Here is a 24,764-nt window from a genome sequence, read left to right as displayed (position 1 = left end):
TCCCGCTACTGGGCCTCCGCCGACTGGACGTTGCGGTTCGCCGAGTCGCGGTCGATGCAGCCCTTGGTCAGCGTGTACTGGTACGTGCCCAGCTCGTCGCGCCAGTACTCACCCTCGTACGGCCAGTAGAGCTGGTCGTCCGCCACCGCCACGGAGAAGCGGTACTTCTTGACGATGGCCGTGCGGCCGCCCGCCTTGAGCTGCTCCTCCAGGAACTCCTTCTCCTTCGTGGTGGTCTCGAACTTGATGCGCAGGCCGTTGGCGAGCAGCTGCTTGAGCGCCACGAGCTCCGTCTCCAGCTTGCCCTTGGCCATGATGCCGGCCTTGGAGATGAGGCTCAGGCGCTGCACCTTCAGCTCCTCCAGCAGCTGCTTGGACAGCTCGGAGTACTTGAAGGTGTCGCCGCGGCTGGCGAAGGCGTCCATCTCCCCCTCCAGCTCGAGGATGGAGTCGTTCGTCTTGCGCAGGTCCTGGTCCGTGAGGGCCAGGCGGAGGATGCGCTCCAGGATGAGGTCGGTGTCGTTCTTCTCCAGCCCCTCCTTGTTCTTCTTCTGCACGTCCGCCAGCACCGAGTAGTAGGCCGAGGCCTCCATGTCCTTCTTCACCAGGCCCTCGAGCTGGTCATGCACCGGCAGGTACGTGCGCTCGAAGTCCTGGAGGATGATGTTCGACTCGCGGTAGCGGCAGTTCTCGTAATAGATGACCGCCTTGAGGATGAGCGCCTCCGGGAAGTACTCCTCGCGGAAGAAGGGCGACGACAACGTAATCAGGTTGCCCAGCGCCTGCTCGTACTGGCCCACGCGGTAGTTGGCCCAGCTCGACTCGAAGAGCGACTCCAGCCACTGCGTGTTCCCGCGCTCCACCTTGCCCAGGTAGAACAGCGCGTAGCGGTTCTGCTGCATGCCGTAGTGCGTCCGGGCCAGCTGCATGAACGCCAGCTCGCGCAGGGACTTGTCCGCCTTGGCCTGGTCCGCGGACTTGCCGGCCACCGGGCGGGTGAGGCGCACCACCTCCTTCATCGCCTCCACCGACGCGAGCATCTCGCCGTTGCCGCGCTTGGACGCCGCGTCCTTCTGACGGCTGCCGTTGCGGAAACTGGCGATGCCGTCCAGGTAGCGCGCGCGGGGATAGAACGCGTCCGTCTTCGGGATGAGCAGCGTCAGCCGCTTCACCTCGGCGAAGCTCTTGTCCGCGTCCGCCGTCTGGCCCACCTGGTCCAGCGCGCGGCCGCGCACGAAGTGGTAGCGCGCCAGCAGGTACCGGAACTCGTTGCGGTACTTCTCCGGGAACTCCTGGTTCGCGTGCCGGGCAATCTCATCGAGGATGACCGTCTCGTTCTTCGTCTTGCGGCTGATGAAGAACAGCCACTCCAGGCTCGTCTTGAAGAACTTGGTCGAGGGCCCCAGCGAGAGGATCTTCGAGAACTCGCCGAGCGACGAGTGGTACATGCCCATGCGGTAGAGCGACTTGGCCAGCACGTAGCGCGCCTCGGTGTGCAGCCCCGCCAGCTTCGGGTCCGCCAGCAGCTCGTGGGCCGCCATGGAGGCCTTCTCGTACTCGTCGTTCTTGAAGAGGCTGACCGCCACGTCCAGGCGCTGACGGTCCGCCGTCTTGCCCGACACGTCCACCGCGTCGAACGACATGGTGGGCGCCGGAGCCTTGGGAGCCTCCTGCTGCGTCAGGTCCAGCCCGAAGCCACCGGCGCTGTCCTGCGCCGGGGGGGCCGCGGGGGTGGGCGCCGGAGGCGGCGTCGCGGGCGTGGAGGTCGTCGCGGCGGGCGTCGCCGCCGCCGGAGCCGTGACGGCCGAGGGAGCGGCCTCCACCGGCGCGGGGATCGGCTCGTCCTCGGGAGCCTCCACCAACGCGGGAGCGGTCTTGCCGCGCCCGTTCTTCTTCTTGCCCTTGGCGGACTTGGAGCCCTTGGCGGACTTGGAGGAGGTCGCGCCCTTCTTCTTCTTCTTGGACTTGGACTGACCGCCCAGGTCCAGACCCTCGAAGCTCTGGGCGTAGGATGGAGCCGTCCACGCGAGCGCGAGCCCGAGGACGGCGAGACGGATGAGCCTGAAGGAACGCATCATGACTCGGGGTTGGACGAGGGGAAGAAGAAGGACACACCCAGCTCGAACATCAGCTGGTTGCGCAGGTAGCTGTCGGAGGTGCGGCTCTTCTCCACGTAGATGAGGTCGCGCACCTCGGTGCGCAGCGACACCCAGCGGTTGAAGAAGAAGCGCAGGCCCACGCCCACGTTGCCGCCGGGCGTCAGGTAGTCCTTCGCCAAGAGGCCCGTGGTGTCATCCAGGTCCGGGCCCCGGTACTGGACGACGGACGCGCCGACGACGCCGTAGAGGTCGAAGTGGACGAACTTCTCGGCGAGCAGCGACAGCTTGCCGTAGATGGGCGCCCACTGGAGGTCCACGCCCCCCATGAGCTTGAGCTGCCCGGGCGCCTGACCGTCCAGGTCCTTCATCGTCGGAGACGAGCAGCCCCGCGTGGAGCCGTCCGTGCCGTCGGAGAAGGTGCAGATCTGCGCCGCGCCCGCCACCGACGTCAACGCGTAGCCCAGCCGCAGGCTGACGCCGAGCGTCTCCATGGGGTGGTAGGTGAGCGTGCCGCCGAAGATGTACTTGGTGAAGAAGGCGTCGCGCAGCGACACCGTCGCGGACGGGCTGAACTCGAAGCGCCCCTTCTTCAGGAACACGTGGCCGGACACCGGACGCACCCGCTCACGCAGGGGCCCCAGGCGGTCCTTGTCCACTTCCGACACGTCGCCGGCCTCCTCCTCCTCGGAGGCCTGCGCGTGCGCGAGCACCGGCGCCGTCAGACACAGCGCGAGCAGCCAACGGAAGACGGGCTTCATTCCGCGTCCCTCCCCGTCGAACGGAAGGGCAGGAACAGCGAGATGCCGGCGTTGAGGGTCATGACGTTCTGCACGGCGCCCTTGGCGCTACCCAGGGGCTGATCCACATAGGAGGTGTTGATGAGCGCCACGTTCACCGCGATCCAGTCCTGGGCGACGAAGCGCATGCCCAGGCCCAGGTCCGCGGCCGGGTTGAGCCCGCGGCCCGGCAGGGACGAGGTCTCCGTGTTCACCACGCCCGCGCCCGCCAGCAGGTAGCCGTCGAAGTGGAGGATGGAGTTGAGGAACGCCACCTTGCCGTACAGCGGGCTCCACTCCACGTCGCCCATGGCGGACCACTGGGGCACCGAGTTGTAGATCTTGCTGTTGAAGGTGCGCTTGGCGGTGCGCACGTCGTCGGACGGCACCACCTGCATCACCGAGCCGCGCGCGGAGATGGCCAGCGTGTCCGCCAGGTAGTACGCGCCTCGCACCGACGCGCCCACCTTCGAATAGAACGGATCGTTGACGGAGATGCTGATGAGCGGCGTCAGCTCGAACCGGCCCTTCTTCCGGTACACCTTGCGCTGGACGCTCTTCACCCGGTCCTCCTGGGTGATGTCCGTCAGCGGCATCAAGGCCTCGGGAGGCGGAGCCTCCTCCTCGACGGGGCGCGTGGCCGTGCTCGCGGGCGCGGCCTCCTCCGCCGGCGGTGGCGTGGTGGACTCTTCCGACTTGGGCTGGGTCTCTTCCGTGAGGTCGAGTCCCATGCCCTCCTGGCTCTGCGCGGATGCCAGACCAGGCACCAGGCACAGCGCGAGCAGCAACGTGTGGCGATTCAAACCGGGGGCTCCGTGGGGGAGGGGGGGAAAGACTCCACCGGGGGGTTCAGCGCGACTCTTTCTGCTTCGCCATCCTATCGGTCGTATTCCCGAGCGGCAACCGCCCTTGTGATGCCTGTCTGCCCTGTATCTCTCCGGTATTCCTGCACAATTCCAGGGCGGACAGTGCGACTCGAGGGTCGTTGGCACGGGGAGGTGCTGTGCTACCCTGGGGAGCGCTGAGCGTGGCCCCTCCACGCCCCTCCCCCCCTTTTGAAGAGGTCTCATGAAGATGTCCGTCCGAGCCGCGTTCCTCGCGACCACCGTGTTCGTGCTGGCGGGATGCAAGGTCAGCAGCGAAATCGGCAAGCCCTGCACCCTGGTGCGCAAGGCGGCCACGCCGCAGGAGGAGGCCGAGTATCCGACGGGTGCGGTGCCGGTACTGGAGAGCGAGGTGGCGGATCGCCAGGACTTCATCTCCTTCGGCTCCGTGGAGTGCGAGGACCTCATCTGCGTGCGGGATCAGGAGTACCCGCGAGCCCGCACGGAGGAAGGTGAAGTGAACCTGACGGCGCCGGCGCGCGGCTACTGCAGCAAGCCCTGCATCGACGGGGCGAGCGCCAGCGCGTGTGAGGTGAAGGACACCACGGACGTGGAGCCCAACCTCCCCAAGCGCATGACGTGCCGCTCGCTGCTGCTGGACCAGGAGACGCTGGAGGCGCTGCGCTCCGCGGACGAGGACTTCTATCGGAACACCTTCGGCGAGAACAACTCGCCCTTCTTCTGCGCCGGGCGCCTGGGCACCTCGCAGGGTGGGTGACACTTTCCGGCGCGGGGGATAGACCTTTTCCCCGCGCTGGTTCGTAAAGGCAGGGCCCGCGTCCTCAACGCCCAGGAGCCCTGCCACATGAATCGAACGGTCCTCTTCCTCTCCCTGGCCGGAGTCCTGGCCCTCACCGCGCTGGTGTTGGGCCTTCCCCAGGTGGGCGCTCCGAAGACGCAGCCCGTGGTGGTGGTGGAGCCGCCGCCCAGGCCCCCTCCCCTGACGGGCGCGCCCGGCTCGCTGACGATGACCAGCCGCCTGTCGCACCCGTACGTCCCCGCGGGCAGCTCGGAGCTGTTCGCCACGGTGGACCTGATGGGCGCGGAGGTGCCGGGGGCGAAGCGCAGCCCGGTGAACCTGGCGCTGGTCATCGACCGGTCGGGCTCCATGAGCGGCTACAAGCTGGCGCAGGCCAAGCAGGCCGCGCGGCACCTCATCGGGCTGATGCGGGAGGAGGACCGGCTGGCCATCGTCCACTACGGCTCGGACGTGAAGAGCCTGCCGGCGGCGCTCGCCACGCCCGCTCAGCGCGAGCGGATGCTCCAGTACGTGGACGGCATCTGGGATGACGGCGGCACCAACATCGCCGCGGGCCTGTCCGCGGGCCGCTTCCAGTTGTCCACCGCGCAGTCCTCGTTCCGCGTCAACCGCCTCATCCTGATGAGCGACGGGCAGCCCACGGAGGGAATCACCGACGACGAGGGCCTCGAGCGCCAGGTGCAGGAGCTGCGCGCGTCCGGAATCACGGTGAGCGCCATCGGCGTGGGCACCGACTTCAACGAGGACCTGATGCAGGCCTTCGCCGAGTACGGCGCGGGCGCGTACGGCTTCCTCGAGGACGCAAGCCAGCTGGCCGCCCTCTTCCAGAAGGATTTGCAGCAGGCCTCCACGACGGTGGCGCGCGGCGTGACGCTCACCTTCACGCTGCCGTCCGGCACGTCGCTGGGCGAGGTGATGGGCTACAACGCGCGGCAGTCCGGCAACCAGGTGACGGTGTCGCTGCCGGACTTCTCCGCCGGCCAGCTGGAGCGTGTCGTCGTCAGGCTGGTGACGACGGGCCAGGCCGTGGGCAGCACCGTGCGCGTGACGGACGTGTCCCTGAGCTACTCGGACCTCATCCGCCAGGCGCCGGTGGAGGACAACGCCGCGCTGTCCGCGGTGGTGACGGACCGGCAGGAGGAGGTCCTCGCGCGCCAGGACAAGGACGCCACGGTGTACGCGGTGCGGGCACGCAGCGCGGCGAACCTCCAGAAGGCCGCCGAGGCCCTGCGTGACGGCCGCCGCGAGGAGGCCAAGGGCTACATCCAGCAGAACCAGGTGATGCTGCAGGAGGCCGGCGCGGTGGCCAGCCCCGCCGCGGTGGCCGCGGACCTGGCCGAGCAGCAGGCCACGCTGGACGAGTACAGCAGCGCCGGCAGCGAGGAGGAGCTGCGCTCGGCGGTGAAGAAGTCCAAGGTGAAGGCCCTGAAGGGCTTCGGCAAGGTGGGCTCCACGTACTGAAGGGCCCACGCATCGCCACCCGGGCAAGCACCCCACCCCGTCCCGCCGCGCGCACGTGGCGAGGCGGGGTGTGTCGCTTCAGGGCGATGGACTCAGTAGCAGAGGTACGAGTCCACCCAGTGGGCGTGCGGGTCCGCGCTCTCGTCGAAGGGCACGGAGATCTTGTTGGCGCAGCGGCCCATCGGCGACCAGACGAAGTTCAGGGCGGAGGTCGGCGGCAGGCAGAGGTAGTTGTCGTTCCACCCCGTCGCCACGCCCTCCCCGTTCATCCAGATGCGCGTGCAGCGCATGCCCGAGATGGGCCCGCCCAGGCTCCAGCGAATCCCGACGTCGCGCTGGGCGCACAGGTAGTTGTCGAGCCACGTGCCCGCCACGTCGGACGTCTCCGTGAGCGCCGTGCAGACCTTCCCCGGCATCTGCCCCGCGGAGGAGAACTCCAGGTTCACCGGCACCTCGTGGTAGCAGAGGTAGTTGTCGTCCCAGGTATAGGGGTCGTCCGCCTCCAGCAGCTGGGTGCACAGGCGCCCCGGCAGCGGGCCCGCCGACGAATAGGAGAACATCGCTTCCGCCTCCGGGGGCACGCACAGGTAGTTGTCGTGCCACGCGTTGTACGCCGGCTCCGCGGACTCGTGGATCTGGGTGCAGCGCATGCCGGGCAGCTCGCCGTTGATGCTCCAGCGCAGGCCGATGTCCTTGTTCGTGCACAGGTGGTTGTCCGTCCATCCTCCCGCGGCGTCGGCCGGCTCGTTCATCGACGTGCAGCTCATCCCCGCGATGGGGCCCGACGCGCTGAACGCCATCACCAGCGGCGCCTCCAGGCAGAGGTAGTTGTCGCTCCACCCGTAGGGGTCCTCGGGCTCGTGGAAGCGGATGCACTCCTTGCCCGGCAGCGGCCCCGTGCTCGACCAGGTCATGGTGAGCGGCGAGTCGTGGGGGACGCACAGGCGCTTGTCGAACCAAAGAGCGGGGTCCCCTCGCTCGGTCATCTCGATGCAACGCAGGTCCGGCCAGGGGAACGTCGTGTCCCCGTCGTACCAGAAGAACCCGAGGTCCGTCGGAGAGCACAGGTAGTTGTCGTCCCAGCCGTGCGGGTCGAAGGTCGCGGCGATGCGCAGGCAGTGCATCCCGGCGATGGGGCCACTCGCGCTGAAGACCACGCCGTGGAAGCTCGTGAACCCGGAGGTCAGGGGCGAGCCCACCGAGCGCTCTGCGGGCGCCGACGGCTCGGGTTCTCCACGCCCCGCCTGACACCCCGGGCCCAACCAGACACAGAGAAGTCCGAGAGCGAACGCTCGATGAACCAGCACGCGATGCAAGGCTCTTTTCATCAGAATAATCTGACATGCCTGTATTACAGGTGGCCAGTCGGAGACTTGGGACGGAACGAAGCGAGCGAGCGCACCCACCGTGCGCACGGGCGTGGCCGGGTCAGTTCCAGGTTGACCGTCGGAATCGCCCGGCCCTATCTCCGCGTTCCTCCAGCCTTCGGCCGGAGAGCGCATGGAGGCGTGGACCGAATGGCGAGCGGCAACACCCCCTGGGTCGGGGTCATCATGGGCGGCAAGAGCGACCTGGAGTACCTGCAGCCGGGCATCGACGTGTTGAAGGAGCTGGGCATCCCCCACGAGGTGCGGGTGGTCTCCGCGCACCGCACGCCGGACTGGATGATGGAGTACGCGTCCACGGCCGAGTCACGCGGGCTGTCGCTCATCATCGCCGCCGCGGGGGGCGCGGCGCACCTGCCGGGCATGGTGTCCGCGAAGACGCTCCTGCCGGTCATCGGCGTGCCCATGCCCACCACGCTGCTCAACGGCATCGACGCGCTGCTCTCCATCGTGCAGATGCCCAAGGGCGTGCCGGTGGGGACGCAGGCCATCGGCAAGCCGGGCGCCGCCAACGCCGCGCTGCACGCCGCGTCCATCCTGGCGCTGAAGTACCCGGAGCTGCGCGAGCGGCTGGCCGCGTGGCGCAAGGCGCGCACCGACGAGGTGCTCGCGCACCGGGAGCTGTCATGAGCCCGCGCGTGGTGCTCCCTGGTGGGACGATTGGCATCCTCGGCGGAGGGCAGCTGGGGCGGATGATGGCGCTGGCCGCGCGCACGCTCGGCTTCCAGGTGCAGGCGTTGGACCCGGACCCGGCGTGCCCCTCGCGCTCCGTGGTGGACCGCTGCCTCACCGCGTCCTTCGGGGACATCGCCGCCGCGGAGGAGCTGGCGAAGGGCTGCGACACGGTGACGCTCGAAATCGAGAAGGTGCCGCTCGCCACGCTGGAGGCGGTGGCGCGCCATGCGCCCATGCGGCCGGGCGCGTCCGTGCTGAACATCATCCAGCACCGCGGCCGGCAGAAGGGCTGGCTCGCCAGGGGCGGCTTCCCCGTGGGGCCGTGGCGCGAGGCGCACTCCGCCGAAGAGCTGGCCCAGGCCATCCAGGCGCTGGGCGGGCGGTGCTTCGTGAAGTCCAGCGAGGGCGGCTACGACGGGCGCGGGCAGGTGGAGGTGAAGACCGCGGGTGAGGCCGCCTCCGCGTGGCGTGAGCTGGGTGAGCGCTCCGTCGTCGTCGAGGCCGCGTTGGATTTGGAGTCGGAGCTGTCCGTGCTGGTGGCGCGCAGCCCCAAGGGCGAGCTCGCGGTGTACCCGCCGGCCTTCAACCACCACGAGGAGCGCATCCTCGCGTGGTCGCTGCTGCCGGGCCCCCTGCCGGAGAAGGTCTCCACAAAGGCCACGGAGCTGGCGCGCGCCATCACCGACGCGCTGCAGGTGGAGGGCCTGTTGGTGCTGGAGCTGTTCCTGCTGCGCGACGGCACGGTGCTCGTCAACGAGCTGGCGCCGCGGCCGCACAACAGCTTCCACTCCACGGAGGTCGCGTGCCTCACCTCGCAGTTCGAGCAGGCGGTGCGCGCGGCGTGCAACCTGCCCCTGGGCTCGGTGGAGGTGGTGCGCCCGGCGGCCATCGTCAACCTGCTGGGCGACCTGTGGCTGCGCGAGGGCGGGCCGCGCTTCGAGGACGCGCTGGCGCTGCCCGGCGTGCGGCTGCACCTGTATGGCAAGCGCGAGGCGCGCAAGGGACGCAAGATGGGGCACCTGTCCGCGGTGGGCACCACGCCCGAGGATGCCCTCGCCCGGGTGAAGGCCGCGGCCGCCGTTCTCGGGGTGTGACGCGATGAAGACGAACGCCGCCCGGCTGCTCGACTCGCTGGGCGTGAAGTACTCGCTGCGCGACTACGAGGTCGACCCGGAGGACCTCTCCGCGGAGACCGTGGCCGCCAAGGTGGGCATGCCCGCCGAGCAGGTCTTCAAGACGCTCGTCGCGAGAGGAGACCGCACCGGCGTGTTGATGGCGGTGGTGCCCGGCAACGCGGAGCTGGACCTGAAGGCGCTGGCCCGGCTGAGCGGGGACCGCAAGGTGGACACGGTGCCGCTCAAGGAGCTGCAGCCGCTCACCGGCTACGTGCGCGGCGGCTGTACGGCCATCGGCGGCAAGAAGGACTACCCGGTCTTCGTCGACGAGACGCTGGAGCTGTTCGACGAGGTGGCCGTCTCCGCGGGCGTGCGAGGCACGCAGCTCGTGCTGGCCCCGGCCGACTACCTGCGCGTGACGAAGGGCAAGGTCGGCCCCATCTCGCGCGACAAGGCCTGAGCGCGGGCCTTCGTCAGGTCAGCGAGCCCTGCGCGGGCATGAAGAGCACCTTGCCGGACGTCATGTCCGCGGAGGCAATCTTCACCGCCTCGCCCGCGGACTCGAGCGGCAGCCGCGCGCGCACGGGCGTCTCCAGCTCGCGGCCCACCAGCGCGGGCACGCCCATCAGCGCCTTGAGCTGCTCGCGGCCGAAGCCCCGGCGCGCCCACTCCGACAGCGCGAAGCCGTCCACCGTCTTGCGTCCGAAGATGACGTCGCCCGGGTCGAACCGGCACTCCTGCTCCGACAGCGCGCCGTACACCGTGACGTGCCCGCCCTCGGGCAACGCGCTCAGCAGTTGCCCCGTCAGTCGCCCCGCCACCGCGTCGAAGGCGAGCGTCACCTTGAGCTCGTGACACATGAGCCGCAGTCGCTCCTGGAACTCGGGCTCGTCGCTGCTCAGCACGTGCTCGACGCCCAGGCCGCGAAGGAGCTCCACCTGCTCCTTTCGCCGCACCACGTGCACCATGGCCACGTTCCGACGACGGGCCAGCGAGCCCAGCATCCGACCCACGCTGCTCGCCGCGCCCGTCTGCGCGAGCGCCACGTGGCCGCCCTCCTTCGCGCGCTCCATCAGCACCCACGCGGTGAAGGGGTTGACGAAGAGGCTCGCGCCCTGCTCCACGGAGATGTGGGCGCGCAGCGGGATGCACTGCTGCAGCGGAACCACGGCGTACTCGGCCCACAGGCCATCCCCGCCCACCGGGGCCACGCACGCCACGCGGCGCCCCACCAGCAGCTGCCCCGCGAGGCTCCCCGCGGACACCACGGTGCCGCTGCCCTCGAAGCCCGGCACCACGGGCAGCGCGTTGCGCACGCCGTACTGGCCCCGCACGAACTGGAGGTCCGCGGGGTTGATGGGCGAGGCGGCCATGCGCACCAGCACCTGCCCCGCGGTGGGACGCGGCACGGCGCGGGTCTGGACCTGGAGGGACTCGGGGCGCCCGTCATAGGCGTGGAGGACCAGCGCGCGCATCGCCACGGGGACCGGGGGGGTTCTCATTGCGGCAGACCTTTTAATTCGGCCGTGCGTGAAAGGGGGAGCCCCTTGCCCTGCCCCCACGCTCGGAGTGTCGATGAACGCCACCATTTTGCAGTTGCACCACCGCGAAGCCTTCGAGCGGACCGTGACGAGGGCGCTGGCCGCGGGCGCGGGCGCGGGGCTGGTGCAGCTCGTCACGGCGAGGCTGGGGGTGCCGTTGCCGTTGGCGTGGCTGGTGCCGGCGGCCGTGGTGCTGGCGTGCGCGCAGGGCGACAAGTGGGACCGCGTGCTGTTGGGAGGACTGGGCGTGTTGCTGACGTCGGTGCCGTATGCGCTGGGGATGGCGCCCGCGTGGACGGTGGCCTGCAGCGCGGCGGCGGCAGGCTCGCTGCTGGTGCGTGCGCGGCTGAGCGAGAAGGGCGTGGAGGGACAGGTGGCGGAGGCGCGCCCCACCCTCGTGCACCTGGGCCTGGGGGCGCTGTTGGGCGCGGGGCTCACGCTCGCGGGCTCGGAGATTGCCCGGGTGTTCTCCGCGCGGCTGGCGGACCTGGCCACGCCCGCGCTGCTCGCGGCGGGGGCGACGGGCGCCATCCTGGGGCTCTTCGTGGGACTGAGCTCGGTGGCCGCGCACCTGGCGCTCACGGCGGACCCGGTGGAGGCGCGCGCGGAGGAGCTGATTCCTCGGCTCGCGGGGGACTTCCGGACGCAGTGCGAGCGGGCGCTCGCGCTGTATCGCCAGTGCGGGCAGTCGCTCGCGTTGTTGCCGCGAGAGCCCGCGCGCGAGGAGCTGGCCCGCACGCTGGCGCGCATCACCCGCGACGCGGTGGAGCTGGCCTCCGAGTGGGCGGGCGTGGAGTCCCAGCTCGAGGAGCGCGCGCAGGCGGAGCTGCGGGCCGAGCGTGAGGAGCTGGAGCGCGCCGCGCGCGCCACCACGGACGCGGTGGCCCGCAGGCAGCTGGAGGCGGCCGCCGCGTCGCTCGCGGAGGAGGTGGAGCGGCTGGGGGAGCTGAAGGTGCGGCGTGAGCGAATCCTCGCGAGGCTGCGCTCCGAAGTGGCGTTGCTGGAGCGCGCGCGCGTGGCGCTGTTGTCGCTGCGCAGCGGACAGGCGCAGCTCAAGGCCGCGGAGCTGTCATCCCTCGCGCGACGCTTCCGCGCGCTGTCCTCCGTGCAGTGGGAAGAGGGGCAGGGACTGGACGCCGTGGCCTCGCAGGCCACCCTCGCGCATGTCCCGGAACCCGTCCAACCTGTCGGGGAGGAGGCTCCTTCGGAGGCCCGAACCGCTCGGATTCGTACGTCCTGAGCGTGGAATTCCCGGATATCGAACACGGGTAGAGGGGGGAACGGGCGCTGTCTCGCACGCTGAGTGATGGTTGTGGTGGTGGTTCGCAGGCATGAACTGTAGACGTGGGTAGCGTCAGGTAACATTTGCCCCGTCATGACCCACCCCCTCGTCCGACAGCCCGGTCTGATTCCCCTCTGGTTGTGGAACGGCACCGAGCCTGGGGTGACCTCCGCGTTCCAGCCCATCGTGGATCTGCGCACGGGAGAGGTCATCGGGTACGAGGTGCTGTCGCGCGGACAGGGCTCGCTCGAGTCACCGCACGAGCTGTTCACGCACGCGCGGGTCTCCGGCTACACGTGGGAGCTGGAGCGCGCGTGCTGGACATCGGCGCTGCGCTGCATCTCGAAGCTGCCGGAGGACCAGCGTCGCGCGCCGTTCTTCTTCAACGTGAGCCCGGATGTGCTGAGTGATCCTCGCTTCGGGGATGGCTCGACGCTGGCGCTGTTGGAGCGGCATGGGTTGGGGCCTCGGCATCTGGTGCTGGAGATCACCGAGAAGGCGGTCATCGAGGATGGCGCGCTGTTGCAGCGGCTGACGCGGGAGTGCGCGGCGCAGGGCTTCGGGCTCGCGCTGGATGACTTCGGCGCGGGGCACTCGGGGCTGGTGACGCTGGTGCACTGCGTACCGCGCTTCATCAAGCTGGACCAGGCGCTGGTGCGGGACATCCATCTGCACGCGTACCGGCAGCACCTGGTGAAGTCGCTGGTGGACTTCTCGTCGAGCGTGGACGCCATCCTCATCGCCGAGGGCGTGGAGACGTGGGAGGAGATGACGGTGCTGCTGCGGCTGGGCATCCGTCACGCGCAGGGCTACCTGCTCGCGCGTCCGACGCCGAGCCCCATGCGTCCGGCCGAGGCGTTCGAGTCGCGGCGGCGCGAGGCGATGCGCGCCCTGCTCCTGCGTGAGCGCGCGGATGACACGACGGTCGGAGGACTGGTCATCCGGCGCGCGACGGTGGATGTGTCCGCGACAGTGGACACGGTGAACGACGTGTTCCGCGATGCGCCGCAGGCGGACCATGTGGTGGTGCTCGAGGGCTCACGTCCCCGCGCGCTGGTGACGCGGCGCAATCTCGCGTCATGGAGTCCTGGAAGCACGGCGCACGCGCCCTCGCTCGTCATCGAGGACCAGGTGGCGGTGACGGCGCTCGTGGGTCTCGCGATGGCGCGGCCTCCGGAGGCAGTCTACGAGCCGGTGGTCGTCACGGATGCGCAGGGACAGTTCCTGGGCACCGTGACGATGAAGCAGTTGCTGCTGCGCGCTACGGAGCTCGCCGAGCGCCCCGCCGCGAAGTAGCAGCGGGACTGCGCGGACACACGGAGTCCGACGCGCCAAAGCCGCGACCGCGCGTCGCAGCGCGACAAGGCGACGCCGCTCGCGAGGCGTCACCACCTGAAACCAGATGCTCGACCCTCGGTAGCACCGGCGCGTGTTCGCGCCTCGGCGCGTCTTCGGAGTTCAGCGGTCACGAACTCGATGGAGCCCCTACGCTCCGCCGAGGTGAAGGACCTCCGTCCGCGTGAGCGTCACCCGCCTTCGCCGATGACGCTCACGCGTGAGGCCACGAGCCCCCCGACTTACTCCCACGCGAGGTGCAGCCGGCCGTCCTCGAAGATGAGGCCCGCGTCCTCGAGCCCCGTGGAGCCGTTCTCCACCGAGGGCAGCACGTTCGTCGGCGGCGACAGCAACGTGTCGCGCCCCTTCGTGAAGCCCTGCTCGCGAACCAGCGCCATGTACGCCCGCCCCAGCGCCAGCGCCCGCTCACGCGACGGCGTCAGCAGCCACGCCAGGTCCTTGTCTCCCCCCACCGAGGCCCGACGCACGGAGGTCTCATCCACCTTCCCGTCCGCGAAGAAGCGCGCGAGCAACTCCTCGTTGGCGCGGAACTCGTCGCCGCCCTTCACCCGCTCGAAGTACGTGATCACCTCCGGCTTCGCGTGCCCCGCCTGCGGCACGTCCGCGATGCCACGCAGGTCCTGGTGCCGCCACCCTTCCCTCCCCGGCACCTTGCGCGGGAAGCCGAAGGTCTGGTCCACCGTCACCCCCAGGTTCGTGTGACAGCCCATGCAGAACACGTGCTCCTCCATCGTCTGCACGCGCAGCCGGCCCTTCGAATCCTCGATGAAGCCCTGCAGACGCCAGCCGAACTCGTTGATGAGCCCCAGCTCCGGCGTGCCCGGGAACGCGGGCAGCCGGTTGCGCATCTTCTTCTCCTGCTCCGCGCCGTAGAACGCCATCACCTGGTCGCCGGCGTACTCCTCGTCCTTGCGCGAGTAGCGGACCTCCTTCATCCGCGCGGACAACAGCGCGGGCGCATCCGGGTCCACGTACCGCACGGTGTGCAGGAACTCGACGCCGCGGATAGAAGTCACGCCGCACCTTCACTTTCGCGGCGGCCCCCGCGTAGTGCGGCGGCAGTCCATGCACGACCTCGACGCCCCGGACGAGCACTCCGTCTCCATCCAGGTCCACCCCACCCGAGCGCTCGTCCACCGGCTCCACCCGGCGTCGAGACTTCGTCGCATCCAGCAGCGCCGGGTCCACCGTCATCGCCGCTTCCAGGATGGCCAGGTTGAGCCGATACACCTCGCGCGACGGCTGTCCTCCCGCATCGCGACGGAACGCGTCCGGGAGGAAGAAGCCGTGGCCATCCTTGTGGTGCGTGGAGCGCGTGTCCAAGCTGACCATGTCGCCGGGCGCGGGCGACGCGAAGTCGAGCGCACGCGGCGCACCGGCCTGCATGCCGGGCACGGTGGGGACCCAGTTGTTCTTCGACGTCCACAATCCCTCAGGGGTCGCCGTAGACACCCTGCACGTCCTTCTCGCCCGTGAAGATGGTGACCCATGGCGTCTGTCCACCCGAGTCGTTGGAGTGCGTGCCCAACACCAAGCCCTCGGGCAAGGGCGCACCGAAGTCATCGGTGTCCACGATAGACAGCCGCATGCCCACCATCTTGACTCCAGTGGGATGGAGCACTCACCATGTCGCCATGCGGTGGGTACTCGTTGGTCTGCCATCAATTGCGGCTGGCTTTGTCGCAGCGTATCGGGTGAGCGGTAACGACCCATGGGGGCTCATCGAAGCCATCGCTTTCGGCGTTGTTGCTCTCACCGCTACCACCGGCATCTTGATCGCGTACGGTATCGGTCGGCTCGCATACGATTCTGCCCGTACATTTGTCAGCGCCTTTCGTATGGGATACCGAATGGGTGGGGCCGTTGACAACCGACCATCTCCGTCGCCCCGGCGAGAGTTGCCGACTCCGCTGTGGCACGGGGACCCGCTGCATCGGAATGCAATTTCGCCGAGCGACCATGCGAAGCGGTTGAAGAACATCGCCCGAAGTTGATGAATCTTCAGCCCGTGAGTCCCATTGCCGGGGAGCGCCAACACTCCGCCTCAGCCGCCTGTCTCGACGAGGGAGAGTTGGTAGCGGGTTTACAGCCAAGCGGCCATCGAATCGGCCACGCGTTGCGGTCCACCGTCACCCCCCGGGGCTCCATCCTCGCCGGGCGCGCCATCCTGACCATCCTGCCCGTTCGCGCCAGCGGGGCCCGTGTCCCCCTCACAGGCGACGAAGGACAACGAGCTGCCCAGAAGCACCGCACCGGTCGCGAGCCGCAACAGACGAGAAGACATGAGCCACTTCCTCCAGGGGTTCGCGTCGCGCTCGCATGCGGGCGAACGGACGCGAGCGCATCCTGAGGAGGCTGTGTGGCGACGGCTTGTTCAGTGCGTCACTTCTTCATCACGTCACGGCCCCATGACGTCACGCGCGACCAACGTCGCGCGCGTCACGGGTCGATGCGGAGGTTCGACACGCCCTCGAACTCCACCGGCGAGCCCTTGCGCAAGCCGACCTTCTCCGCCCAGCCGCCCGGAACCTCCAGCACGTACTGGCTGGGCGCGCCCACCGAGCGCGTCTCCATCGACCTGGGCACCGCGCGCGACACGATGCCCGCGATGCGCAGGTCCGCGGTGATGAAGATGATGTCCAGCGGGATGAGCGTGTTGCGCATCCAGAAGCCCTGCATCGACTCCTGGGGGAACAGGAACAGCATCCCCTTGCCCTCGGCGAACTCCGTGCGCCACATCATCCCGCGCTCTCGCGAGTCGCGCGTGGCGGCCACCTCCACCTCCACCCGATGCACCCCACCGAAGGCGTCCTTGAGCCGCACGTGCGCGCGCGGCAGCGTGGGGCCCACGTAGTCCTTCGCGGTGACGTCGGTGACGAGAGGCTTCACGGGCGCGGGAGGCGTGGACGAGGGCTGCCGGCCCTGCGCCTCCTGCTGACAGGCGCAGAGCGCGAGCGACAGGAGGACCAGGCCGAGCCGACGGGAGGTCTTCATGGGTGCTGGGGGTGCAGCGGCTTGTTGAGCAGCTTCTCGGTCAGCTCGGGCCCCAGGCTGTCGGACATCAGCCGCTCCACCACGGTCTCGAACTCCACCCGCTGCGTGTCGCTGCTGTAGATGAACCGGATGCCCATGCCCGGCTCGTCGCCGTCCGCCTTGGACCAGACGACCTCGCCCAGCAACTCGAACGGCGCCTCCCGGTGGGGCACCGTCAACTTGAAGAGGAAGCGCGTGCCGATGGGCAGCGGCTTCTTCGTCTTGATGAACGTGCCGCCCTTGCTGATGTTCTTCGTGTAGTCCGCGAAGAACGAGTTGAGCTTCTTGTAGTCGACCTTCAGCTCGATGGGCGCGCGCCCGTGCTGGCGGTGCTCGGGACCTGTCTTCTGTTCGGACATGCGGCCCGGGAGTATAGGGGAGGCCATGGAGCAAGTCCTCACCCGTGCCCGCGCCTTGATGCGTCGCCCGGCCGTCCTGGCCCCCCTGCTCCTCCTGGCGGGCGGAGGCTCGACGCTCGTCCTCCTCCCCCTCTTCGGCGTCCCCGGCTTCGAGCTGGGCCTGGCCCTGGCCATCGCCGTGGGGCTGCTCGGCGGGGGGACGGGCGTGGCCGCCGCCGCCCAGGAGCGTCGGATCCTCCTCGGCCAGGAGCCCCGCCCCCCCGGCGCCCTCCGCCCGGACGCCCCCGGCACCGCCGTGACCCGCGCCCTGGGTGCGGCCCTGGTCCTCAACGTGGCGGCGCTGGTGCCCCCCTTCCTCACCTCCACCGTCTTCGCGTGGCTACGCACGGCGTGTGATCCATTCGAGCTGGTGGGTTTCTATCCCATGCTCACCCTCCCCTCGGCCGTGCTGGCCTCGGCCTCGGGGGTGCTGTGTGGCCTGGGGGCCCGCCGTCCCTCCCGGGGCGTGGGGATGCATGTGCTCCTGGTCCTGCTGTCGCTGGTGCCCACGGTGTGGCCCATCGTCGCCGGGCCCCAGGTCTTCGCCTTCAACCACTACCTGGGACATCTCCCCGGCCCCCTCTACGACGAGGCGCTGGTGATGACGCCCGCGCTCGGCTGGTTCCGGCTGGAGACGCTCCTGTGGGCCTGGGTCCTCGCGGGCCTCGCCGCCGCGTTCCTCCAGGTGGACTCGGGGCACCTGTCGAGAGCCGCCCCGCGCGTGGGCGTCCTGGTGGGGCTGCTGCTGCCCGCCGTGGCCATCGGCTTCCTGGAGGTGAAGGGGCCCCAGCTGCGCACCCGGATGACGGACGCGTACCTGGCCGAGACGCTGGGCGGCGTGCGCGACACGGAGCACTTCCGGCTGCACTACCCCCGGGGCAAGTCGCGCGAGGACGTGGACCGGATGGCCCGCGACATGGAGTTCCGCTGGACGCAGGTCCAGCGCTTCCTGGGCGTGGCCCCCACCGAGCGCATCCGCGTGTGGCTGTATCGCAACGAGGAGGAGAAGCAGCGGCTGGTGGGCGCCGGCCGCACGCAGTACGCGAAGCCCTGGCGCCACGAGCTGCACATCCAGGACAAGCCCTTCCCCCACTCCACGCTGCACCACGAGCTGGCCCACGTCATGGCCGCGCCCGCTGGCAGCGGTCCCTTCCGCGTCACCACGCGCCTGGGCCTGTGGCCCCTCATGGGCGTCATCGAGGGGTTCGCCGTCGCCGCGGACGGCCCCGCGCAGGGGGACCTCACGCTGCACCAGTGGGCCGCGGGCATGCGCCGTCAGAAGCTGGCGCCCGACATGCGCAAGCTGATGGGGCCGGAGGGCTTCTACCAATCCGCCCCCGCGCGCGCGTACACCGTCGCGGGCTCCTTCCTCCTGTACCTCGCTGACACCTACGGCTCCGACAGGCTGCGCGCGCTCTACGCGCACGCGGACTTCCAGGAGGCCTATGGGCGGCCCCTCGACGAGCTCGTCGGCGAGTGGGAGCGACATGTCGACGCCCTGCCCCTGGACGACGCCGCCGTGGCCCGCGCCTTCGCGCGCTTCCGCGCTGGCAGCCTCTTCAGCCGCGCCTGTGCGCGCGAGGTGGCCCGCCTCACCGAGCCCGCCCGCGCCTCGCTCGTGACGGACCCGTCGGATGCGCTGGAGCGCTACACCCGCGCCGCCACCCTCCAGCCCGAGGAGCCCGCCTACCGCCTGGGCGAGGCCGCCGCCCTCTCCGCGCTGGAGCGCTACGACGAGGCCACCACCGTGCTCACCACGCTCGCGGGCAAGGTGAAGGGCCAGACGGTCTCCGAGGCCGAGGTGGCCATGGCGCTGGCCGACGTGGAGACCCGGCGCGAGCGTCCCGAGCAGGCCCGCGCCCACCTGGACACGGTGCTGACCCTGGACGCCACGCCCGATTTGACGCGCACCGCCCAGGTGAAGCTCGCCGCGCTGGAGTCCACGGCGCGCCGCGCCGGCATCGACGCGTACTTCCTGGCGCCCAAGGAGGAGCTGCGGCTCCTGCTCCTGTCGCGCGCCCTGCAGGCCCTGCCCTCGGACCCGTACCTCAACTACCTGCTGGGCCGCAGGCTGCAGCAGGTGGGCTCCCCCGTCCTGGCCGGCGAGTCGCTGCAACGTGCGCTGTCGGACGATTCGCTGCCCCTGCCCCTGCGCCGCGAGGCCTTGCGCCTGAAGGTGGAGGCTTCCTATCTCTCGGGCGACTGCGGCGCGGTGCGCCACGAGGTGGGTGTCCTCCCGGACTTCGGCACGGCCTTCAAGGCCACCGCCCTGGAGTGGGTGGAGCGGTGTGATTTCGAGGAGAAGACCTTCCGGGGCGTGCTCGTGCCACGACAGGCTTTCCGCTAGCCGCGCTTTCCGCTAGGCAGGCAGCCCACACAGCGGCGACGAGCCAGGTCATCAGGAGGGAAGCGATGCGGTTCGAGACGAGGCAGCGAATCCAGGGGACGGTGGACGAGGTGGAGCGCGCGCTCCTCGACGAGCGGTACTTCGAGTTCCTGCTCAAGCACCATGGCGTGCTGCTGGAGCTCCAGCCGCTCGAGGTGAAGGCCGAGGGTGACGTGGTCCGCCGCCGGGTGCGCTACCGCCCCAAGCCCGTCATCGAGAGCATCGGCCCCAAGCGCGTGCCCCCCGAGTGGTTCGCCTTCATCGAGTCGTCCACCTACGACAAGCGCCGCAAGGAGCTCACGTTCACCAACGTGCCCACGTCCCACACCATCTCCAAGATGCTGGTGAACACGGGCACGCTGCGCTTCCGTGATTTGGGCGCGGGCCAGACGGAGCGCTCGCTGGACGGTGAAATCTCCCTCAAGCTGCCCTTCCTGATGAAGCCCCTGGCGCTCATCGGCGAGAAGGTCATCCAGGGCGAGGGCCTGAAGATCCTCGACAACGAGATTCCCGTCCTCAACCGCTTCATCTCCGAGGTCATCCGCAAGGGCTGAGGCACGCGAAGTGCAGGCGGGGCCGTGGGGAATGGGTTGACTTCCTCCGCATTGTCTTCGTAAGGCCCCGCCATGCTCTACCGCTTCCTCGCCATCTGCGCCCTGTCCCTCCTGGCCGCCTGCGCTCCGAAGCGCATCCCCGGCACTGAAATCGACGACACCGACGAGACCCGCGCCATTTTGGCAGTGATGGAGGCCTATCGGTCTGCCATCGAGGCACGCGACGCCCACGCCATCCAGGCGCTGGTGTCGAAGGACTTCCGCGAGGACGCCGGCACGCCGAGTGATCCCGAGGACGACCTCACCGCGGCGAACCTGGGCCCGTACCTGGAGACGCTCTTCCCGCAGCTCCAGTCGCCCAAGGTGGAGATGGAGGTGCGCAAGGTCCAGGTGGGCAAGGACATCGCCACGGCCATCTACTACTGGAAGCTGAACTTCCGGATGCCCGGCCTCACCTCGCGCCCGCAGAAGGAGGCGGAGCTGGAGCAGATGGTGTTCCGGCTCGAGGGCAACCAGTGGAAGATCCTCACCGGCATCTGAGGCCTCACAGCCCCAGGAGCGCCGCGTAGCCCTGGGGGCCCATGGCCGTGAGCGCGCGGGCCCGGGTCAGGTAGGTGCGGTAGTCCTTGCGCACCAGCTTGTCCGCGGGCAGCGCGGACAGGTGGTAGTCCCGGATGCGGCTCGCGGTGAAGCGCACCGCCCCGAAGAGCGCGTGGCCGAAGAGGCTCTCGCGCTCCACCGGGGCCAGCGGGCGGACATCCTGGTAGCCGCGCACCAGCGCGCGACACAGCTCCGGCAGGTACTGCCCGCCGTCGAAGCACCAGGCGTTCAACGTGATGACCAGGTCCAGGCCATAGGCCTCGCGGCAGGCCATCTCGAAGTCGAAGAAGGCGCCCACGCTGTCGCCCAGCCACTTCACGTTGTCGGTGAAGAGGTCCGCGTGGATGACGCCGAGCGGCTCCAGGCCCTGTCGCCGTGACTCCGCGTGGGTGAGCATCCCCTCCAGCTCCCCTGAGAGCGATGACAGCGTCGGGTCCGGGTGGCGCGCCAGCTCCACCAGCCACCCGCGCACCACCTGGGGAGAGTACGGGTTCTCGCGGCTGCCGCCGAAGGACTGGGTGTCGCGGTGCAGCTTGCCCAGCTCGGTGCCCAGCCGCTCCAGGTGCTCGGCGGTGAGGCCCGGGTGGCGCTTCTCCTCACCGGGGAGCCAGCGGAAGACGCTCACGCGGCCGCCCGCGAGCTCGACGAAGGTGGCGCCCTCGCGCGTGGTGAGCTGCACGGGCGAGGGGAAGCGGTGCGCGGCCAGGTGCGCGAGCAGGGCGGACTCGAAGCGCAGGTCGTCCGAGGAGCGCACCGTCGTGTGGCGGACGAAGTAGCGGCCGGTGTCGGTCTCCAACCGGTGGTTGGTGTTGATGGAGCCCTGGGGGATGGGCGTCACGCCGAGCACGTTTCCCAGCCCGAAGGTCTCTGCGATGCGCGTGAAGACGTCGGGGGACAGCACCGTGTGGACCGCCATTGCTCACTCCTCCCGTGCTCCGGGCTCCGTCCATTGACACCCGCGAGGGGCGTACCTAATAGCATCCAACTCCAGCGCGGGGAGACAGGTCCATGAGCACCGAAGGTCACGGCGACTGGAAGCGACGCGAGAGTTGGAAGAGCGCGCTGACGCAGGTGGCGGTGGTGGCGGTGGTGCTCGCGGGCGCCGTGGCCTACTTCGTCCACCGGGGAACGGTGCGAAAGGAGACGGAGGAGCACCTGCGCGCGGCCCGCGCCGCCGCGCTGCGAGGCAATCCGTCCGACTTGACGCGCGCCATGGCGGAGCTGGAGAAGCTCTTCCAGTTGGACTCCGACGCCCGCGACGCGCAGGCGCTGGCCGCCGACATCCAGACGGTGCTGTGGCTGGAGCACCATCAGCCCGGCGCGGATGCGCGGGCCCGTGAGTACCTGGCCCGGGCCGAGGCGCTCGACTCGCGCTCCGGTGAGCGGCATGGGGCTCGCGCGCTGCATCTGCTCGCGGAGGGCAAGACGGCCGAGGCGGAGAAGTACCTGGCGGACCTGCAGACGCAAGGGGCCAACAGCCCCCGGCTCACGCTGGCGCAGGCGTTCACGCTGCAGGCGAAGGGGGACCTGCCCGGCGCGCGTCAGGCCTTCGCCCGCGCGGCGGAGAACGCGTATCGGGACCCACGCTTCACCACGGCGTACGGGGAGGCGCTGCTGGACGAGGGACAGCCCGCCCAGGCGGTGGAGGCGTTCGAGAAGGCGACGAGCGTGAACCCGGACCACCTGATGGCGCGGCTGGGCATGGGGCTGGCGCACGCGTATCAGGGCAAGAAGCTGGAGGAGGCCGAGCGCGCGCTCGCCACGGCGCGGGAGAAGCAGGCGGAGCTGACGCCCGCGCTGACGTCGCGCGCGGGGGCGCTGAAGGCGGAGCTGGCGTTGTCGCGTGGCGCCGCGGACCAGGCGCTCCAGGAGGCGGATGCGGCGCTGAAGGCCGTGCCGGATGACGTACATGCGCTCTTCGCACGAGCGCGAGCGCTGGCCGCGCGCAAGGTGCCCGAGGCGCGGGGCGCGTTCGAGGCCGCGGTGGCGAAGCGCAAGACGGCGCCCCTGCTCTACCTGGACGGCGCTCGCAGCTTGCAGGCCTCGGGTGACACCACGGGCGCGCTGGCGCTGCTGGATGCGTATGAGGGCGCGTTCGGGGCCATCCAGGTGGCGTCCGCGGACGGGAAGAAGGTCCCGCTGCTGGAGCAGGACGGCCGCTACTGGCTGGCGCGCGGCGGGCTGCTGGAGGCAGCGGAGCGGCAGGACGATGCGCTCGTCGCCTACGACAAGGCGATTGCAGCCAAGGGCGTGGGGCTGGCAAAGGCGCAGTACGCCAAGGGCGCGCTGCTGGTGCGGCGCAAGGACTACGAGGGCGCGAAGGCGCTGCTCGCGGTGATCGCGCCGGACACAGGCGCGGGCTCGTTGCCGGAGGCGTACAGCGCCATGGGCGACCTGCTCTTCGCGCAGAGCGCGTACGCGGCGGGCTGCCAGCACTACTACTTCGGGCTGGTGCGCGCGCGGGCGCAGGGCATGCCTCGCGAGGAGCTGGCCTCGCGCATCGACACAGTGAAGAAGGGCCTGGAGTCCGCGGGCCAGGGCGCCATGGCCAAGGCCTGGCTGAACGAGACGGGCGCCCTGCTCCAGTGAAGCGCCCGCTGCGAGCGGCTACAGCAACTCCGTCGCCTCGAGCGGCCGGTACTTCGCGCGAACCACGCGCCACTCGCCGTCGGCTTCCTTCTCGAATGTCCCCTCGATGAGGTACGCGTTCAGCACGCTGTCGGCCGCCAGGTCCTTGACGCTCTCCGCCTGCGAGCGGCCGAAGATGAAGCGCGCCTGGAAGTCACCCTGCGTGGGCGAGACCTCGTGGACCTCCAGGTTCGTGGTGAAGATGCGGACCCACTGACCGCGCAGCACCTGCCCGGTGAGGATGCCGCGCACCTGCCGCGAGTCCATGCCGCCGTCCGTCTTGAAGCGCTCGGACACGCCCTCCATCACCTTGCTGATGTCCTTGGCCTCCGCGGCCCGCGTCATCGTGATGACCTGACGCGTGACGGCCTCCGGGACACCGGGCTCGTGGCGCGGCCAGAAATAGAGCACCGCTCCGGCCGCCACCAACGCCAGCGCCACGCCCACCACCCGCGAACGCGACAACGTCACCATGTGCTCCTCACGCCGCCTCGGGCTCGAGCACCAGCTCGTCCGCGTCGATGATCTCGGCGGGCCGCAGCGCCTCGCCAATCTGCTTCAGCCGCCGGTCCGAGAGCTGCTCCAGGTACGTCCGGATGTGCGGGAAGGCCTGCACCAGCGCATGGAACGCGTTGCGCTCCAGGAACGCCGCCGCCGTCTTGCGCGTGGCCACCACCGTCGCCGAGGCGCGCAGCCCCGTCAGCAGCGAAATCTCCCCCGCCACATCACCCTCGCGCAGCACGCCCAGCGTCACCGTGCCGCCCGCCGGGTCCTCCTTCTGCACCACCAGCTCACCGGCCAGCACCAGGAACAGCCCCGGCGAGTGCTCGCCCTCCACCAGCACCTTCTCGTGTCCCTGCAGCGCGCGGAAGGTGAAGCGCTGCAGCAGCGCGCCCCGCTCCGACTCCGGCAGCGTCTGGAACATGGGCGAGGTGGCCATCAGGTTCCGCGCCATGCGCTGCTGCGCGAAGTCCGCCAGAACCTGAGGCACCGCCGGGTGGCTCTTGGCCACCGCGTTGAGGTGCTCGCGGCGGATCTCGAAGACCTCCGTGTCGGACACCGCGGACACCGTCGCCGTCGGCGGCGCGCCCGTCAAAAGAGCAATCTCCCCGAAGATGGAGCCGCCGCCGAGGAAGCCCAGCGTGCGCGCCTCACCCTCCATCTGCCGCGTCACCTCCGCCTTGCCGGCGACGAGCACGTAGAGGTGGTCGGCGGGCTCGCCCTCGCGACTCACCACCTCCTCGGGACGCACCCGGCGCCACGCCATGCGGCCCACCAGGTCGATGAACGCGTCCCGGTCCAGGTCCGCGAACAACGGCAGCGGAGGACGGCTGTTCGGGTCCGCGGAGCCACCCGGATCCGGAGCGGCCAGCACCTCGATGGCGCGGTTGGAGAGCTCCTCTCCAGCCAGCCCCATCAGGTCCGTCTCCACCTTCCCGTCATACAGCGTCTCGGGCGGCAGGGGCGGCGGCACCACGGCGCGACCCGGCGCGCTGCGCACCGCGCGCGAGTGGACGCGGATCAGCGTCTCCTTCAACCGTCGCTCGTTGGGCGCCAGGTCCAACCCCAGCTTGCACGCGGCCATCGCGGACAGCAGGTAGTCACGACGCAAGAGGCCCTCGGCCGTCGCGTGGTACGACGTGACGGCGCGCTCGCGCTCACCCAGCTCGGCCAGACACCGGGACGCCATCATCCGGGAGCGGTGGTCGGCGGGAACCCGGCGCACCGCCTCCGCGAACACGGCGAGGGCGCGCTCGAACTGGCGCTCCTCGATGAGGTCCATCCCGAGCTCACGCAGCGACGACTCGCTCATCCCATCTCCCCACGTACG

23 protein-coding genes are annotated in these 24,764 nt (G+C 70.0%); 11 read left to right on the top strand and 12 right to left on the bottom strand.

All coding sequences use genetic code 11. The features are described 5' to 3' along the window. Positions 1-5: 5 nt before the first annotated feature. From gltC to K8640_RS08860, 3 genes are read right to left on the bottom strand one after another with little or no spacing between them, the layout of a single operon-like run. The gene (gene gltC / locus K8640_RS08870; protein WP_370640327.1) at positions 6-2,078 is read right to left on the bottom strand and encodes an adventurous gliding motility protein GltC; all 2,073 of its coding nucleotides are present in this window, start codon (positions 2,076-2,078) and stop codon (positions 6-8) included. Next, the gene (locus K8640_RS08865) at positions 2,075-2,857 is read right to left on the bottom strand and encodes an outer membrane beta-barrel domain-containing protein (protein WP_223746665.1); all 783 of its coding nucleotides are present in this window, start codon (positions 2,855-2,857) and stop codon (positions 2,075-2,077) included. The genes gltC and K8640_RS08865 overlap by 4 nt, the downstream gene beginning before the upstream one ends. Further along, entirely contained in the window at positions 2,854-3,678 is an 825-nt protein-coding gene (locus tag K8640_RS08860; protein WP_141333108.1) for an outer membrane beta-barrel domain-containing protein, read from the bottom strand. The genes K8640_RS08865 and K8640_RS08860 overlap by 4 nt, the downstream gene beginning before the upstream one ends. A gap of 265 nt (positions 3,679-3,943) precedes the next feature. On the opposite strand from K8640_RS08860, the gene cglC reads away from it, so the two are divergent. Both cglC and K8640_RS08850 read left to right on the top strand, forming a co-directional pair. Further along, on the top strand, positions 3,944-4,477 hold the full coding sequence (gene cglC / locus K8640_RS08855; protein WP_141332137.1) for an adventurous gliding motility lipoprotein CglC: 534 nt from the start codon (positions 3,944-3,946) through the stop codon (positions 4,475-4,477). A gap of 87 nt (positions 4,478-4,564) precedes the next feature. Then, positions 4,565-5,980, top strand: coding sequence for a VWA domain-containing protein (locus K8640_RS08850; protein ID WP_223746664.1), 1,416 nt, complete (start codon positions 4,565-4,567; stop codon positions 5,978-5,980). Positions 5,981-6,072: 92 nt separating this feature from the next. Here K8640_RS08850 and K8640_RS08845 read toward each other — a convergent pair whose 3' ends face one another. Further along, positions 6,073-7,179, bottom strand: a complete 1,107-nt coding sequence (locus K8640_RS08845; protein WP_223746663.1) for a hypothetical protein — start codon at positions 7,177-7,179, stop codon at positions 6,073-6,075. Between the two features lie 318 nt (positions 7,180-7,497). Between K8640_RS08845 and purE the strand changes: the two genes are divergently transcribed. Genes purE through ybaK form a run of 3 tightly spaced genes read left to right on the top strand, consistent with a single transcriptional unit; the run spans position 7,498 to position 9,615 of the window. Further along, entirely contained in the window at positions 7,498-7,995 is a 498-nt protein-coding gene (purE, locus tag K8640_RS08840; protein WP_046712787.1) for a 5-(carboxyamino)imidazole ribonucleotide mutase, read from the top strand. Next, on the top strand, positions 7,992-9,134 hold the full coding sequence (gene purK / locus K8640_RS08835; protein WP_223746662.1) for a 5-(carboxyamino)imidazole ribonucleotide synthase: 1,143 nt from the start codon (positions 7,992-7,994) through the stop codon (positions 9,132-9,134). Before purE ends, purK begins: the two co-directional genes overlap by 4 nt. A gap of 4 nt (positions 9,135-9,138) precedes the next feature. Further along, positions 9,139-9,615: a Cys-tRNA(Pro) deacylase gene (gene ybaK / locus K8640_RS08830; RefSeq protein WP_223746661.1), complete on the top strand. Its 477-nt coding sequence runs from the start codon at positions 9,139-9,141 to the stop codon at positions 9,613-9,615. Positions 9,616-9,628: 13 nt separating this feature from the next. On the opposite strand, the gene K8640_RS08825 is transcribed toward ybaK, so the two are convergent. Continuing rightward, on the bottom strand, positions 9,629-10,657 hold the full coding sequence (locus tag K8640_RS08825; RefSeq protein WP_174816724.1) for a zinc-binding dehydrogenase: 1,029 nt from the start codon (positions 10,655-10,657) through the stop codon (positions 9,629-9,631). Positions 10,658-10,730: 73 nt separating this feature from the next. Between K8640_RS08825 and K8640_RS08820 the strand changes: the two genes are divergently transcribed. Both K8640_RS08820 and K8640_RS08815 read left to right on the top strand, forming a co-directional pair. Next, positions 10,731-11,936 carry a hypothetical protein gene (locus tag K8640_RS08820; protein WP_223746660.1) on the top strand — a complete coding sequence of 402 codons (1,206 nt, stop codon included), beginning with the start codon at positions 10,731-10,733 and terminating at the stop codon, positions 11,934-11,936. A gap of 135 nt (positions 11,937-12,071) precedes the next feature. Next, on the top strand, positions 12,072-13,274 hold the full coding sequence (locus tag K8640_RS08815; RefSeq protein ID WP_223746659.1) for an EAL domain-containing protein: 1,203 nt from the start codon (positions 12,072-12,074) through the stop codon (positions 13,272-13,274). Between the two features lie 281 nt (positions 13,275-13,555). Here the strand turns inward: K8640_RS08815 and K8640_RS08810 are convergent, their stop codons facing one another. The 4 genes from K8640_RS08810 to plpQ all read right to left on the bottom strand — a co-directional run bounded on the left by K8640_RS08810 (position 13,556) and on the right by plpQ (position 16,726). After that, positions 13,556-14,350, bottom strand: coding sequence for a hypothetical protein (locus K8640_RS08810; RefSeq protein ID WP_223746658.1), 795 nt, complete (start codon positions 14,348-14,350; stop codon positions 13,556-13,558). A gap of 416 nt (positions 14,351-14,766) precedes the next feature. Next, positions 14,767-14,922: a DUF839 domain-containing protein gene (locus K8640_RS08805; protein ID WP_223746657.1), complete on the bottom strand. Its 156-nt coding sequence runs from the start codon at positions 14,920-14,922 to the stop codon at positions 14,767-14,769. A gap of 851 nt (positions 14,923-15,773) precedes the next feature. Further along, on the bottom strand, positions 15,774-16,328 hold the full coding sequence (locus tag K8640_RS08800) for a DUF192 domain-containing protein (RefSeq protein WP_223746656.1): 555 nt from the start codon (positions 16,326-16,328) through the stop codon (positions 15,774-15,776). Continuing rightward, positions 16,325-16,726, bottom strand: a complete 402-nt coding sequence (gene plpQ, locus K8640_RS08795; protein ID WP_046712779.1) for a motility regulator PlpA — start codon at positions 16,724-16,726, stop codon at positions 16,325-16,327. Before plpQ ends, K8640_RS08800 begins: the two co-directional genes overlap by 4 nt. Positions 16,727-16,751: 25 nt before the next feature. Here plpQ and K8640_RS08790 point away from each other — a divergent pair, with 25 nt between their 5' ends. From K8640_RS08790 to K8640_RS08780, 3 genes are all read left to right on the top strand, one after another. Beyond that, a complete protein-coding gene (locus K8640_RS08790) occupies positions 16,752-19,112 on the top strand; it encodes a hypothetical protein (RefSeq protein WP_223746655.1) in 2,361 nt (786 codons plus the stop codon). A gap of 65 nt (positions 19,113-19,177) precedes the next feature. Beyond that, entirely contained in the window at positions 19,178-19,705 is a 528-nt protein-coding gene (locus tag K8640_RS08785) for a hypothetical protein (protein ID WP_223746654.1), read from the top strand. A 72-nt stretch (positions 19,706-19,777) separates the two neighbouring features. Continuing rightward, a complete protein-coding gene (locus tag K8640_RS08780) occupies positions 19,778-20,245 on the top strand; it encodes a nuclear transport factor 2 family protein (RefSeq protein WP_141332359.1) in 468 nt (155 codons plus the stop codon). A gap of 4 nt (positions 20,246-20,249) precedes the next feature. Here the strand turns inward: K8640_RS08780 and K8640_RS08775 are convergent, their stop codons facing one another. Continuing rightward, positions 20,250-21,221 carry a homoserine kinase gene (locus K8640_RS08775; RefSeq protein ID WP_223746653.1) on the bottom strand — a complete coding sequence of 324 codons (972 nt, stop codon included), beginning with the start codon at positions 21,219-21,221 and terminating at the stop codon, positions 20,250-20,252. A gap of 92 nt (positions 21,222-21,313) precedes the next feature. Between K8640_RS08775 and K8640_RS08770 the strand changes: the two genes are divergently transcribed. Then, positions 21,314-22,894, top strand: coding sequence for a tetratricopeptide repeat protein (locus K8640_RS08770; protein WP_223746652.1), 1,581 nt, complete (start codon positions 21,314-21,316; stop codon positions 22,892-22,894). An 18-nt stretch (positions 22,895-22,912) separates the two neighbouring features. On the opposite strand, the gene K8640_RS08765 is transcribed toward K8640_RS08770, so the two are convergent. Both K8640_RS08765 and K8640_RS08760 read right to left on the bottom strand, forming a co-directional pair. After that, complete coding sequence (locus K8640_RS08765; RefSeq protein ID WP_046712773.1) at positions 22,913-23,407, bottom strand: hypothetical protein; 495 nt, start codon at positions 23,405-23,407, stop codon at positions 22,913-22,915. A 7-nt stretch (positions 23,408-23,414) separates the two neighbouring features. Further along, the gene (locus tag K8640_RS08760; protein ID WP_223746651.1) at positions 23,415-24,746 is read right to left on the bottom strand and encodes a cyclic nucleotide-binding domain-containing protein; all 1,332 of its coding nucleotides are present in this window, start codon (positions 24,744-24,746) and stop codon (positions 23,415-23,417) included. Between the last annotated feature and the right edge of the window lie 18 nt (positions 24,747-24,764).

The sequence above is a fragment of the Myxococcus sp. XM-1-1-1 genome (assembly GCF_020037095.1).
GTDB classification, from domain to species: domain Bacteria; phylum Myxococcota; class Myxococcia; order Myxococcales; family Myxococcaceae; genus Myxococcus; species Myxococcus fulvus.
The sequence above is the reverse complement of the archived record's forward strand: the minus strand, read 5'-3'. Positions and strand labels throughout refer to the sequence as shown.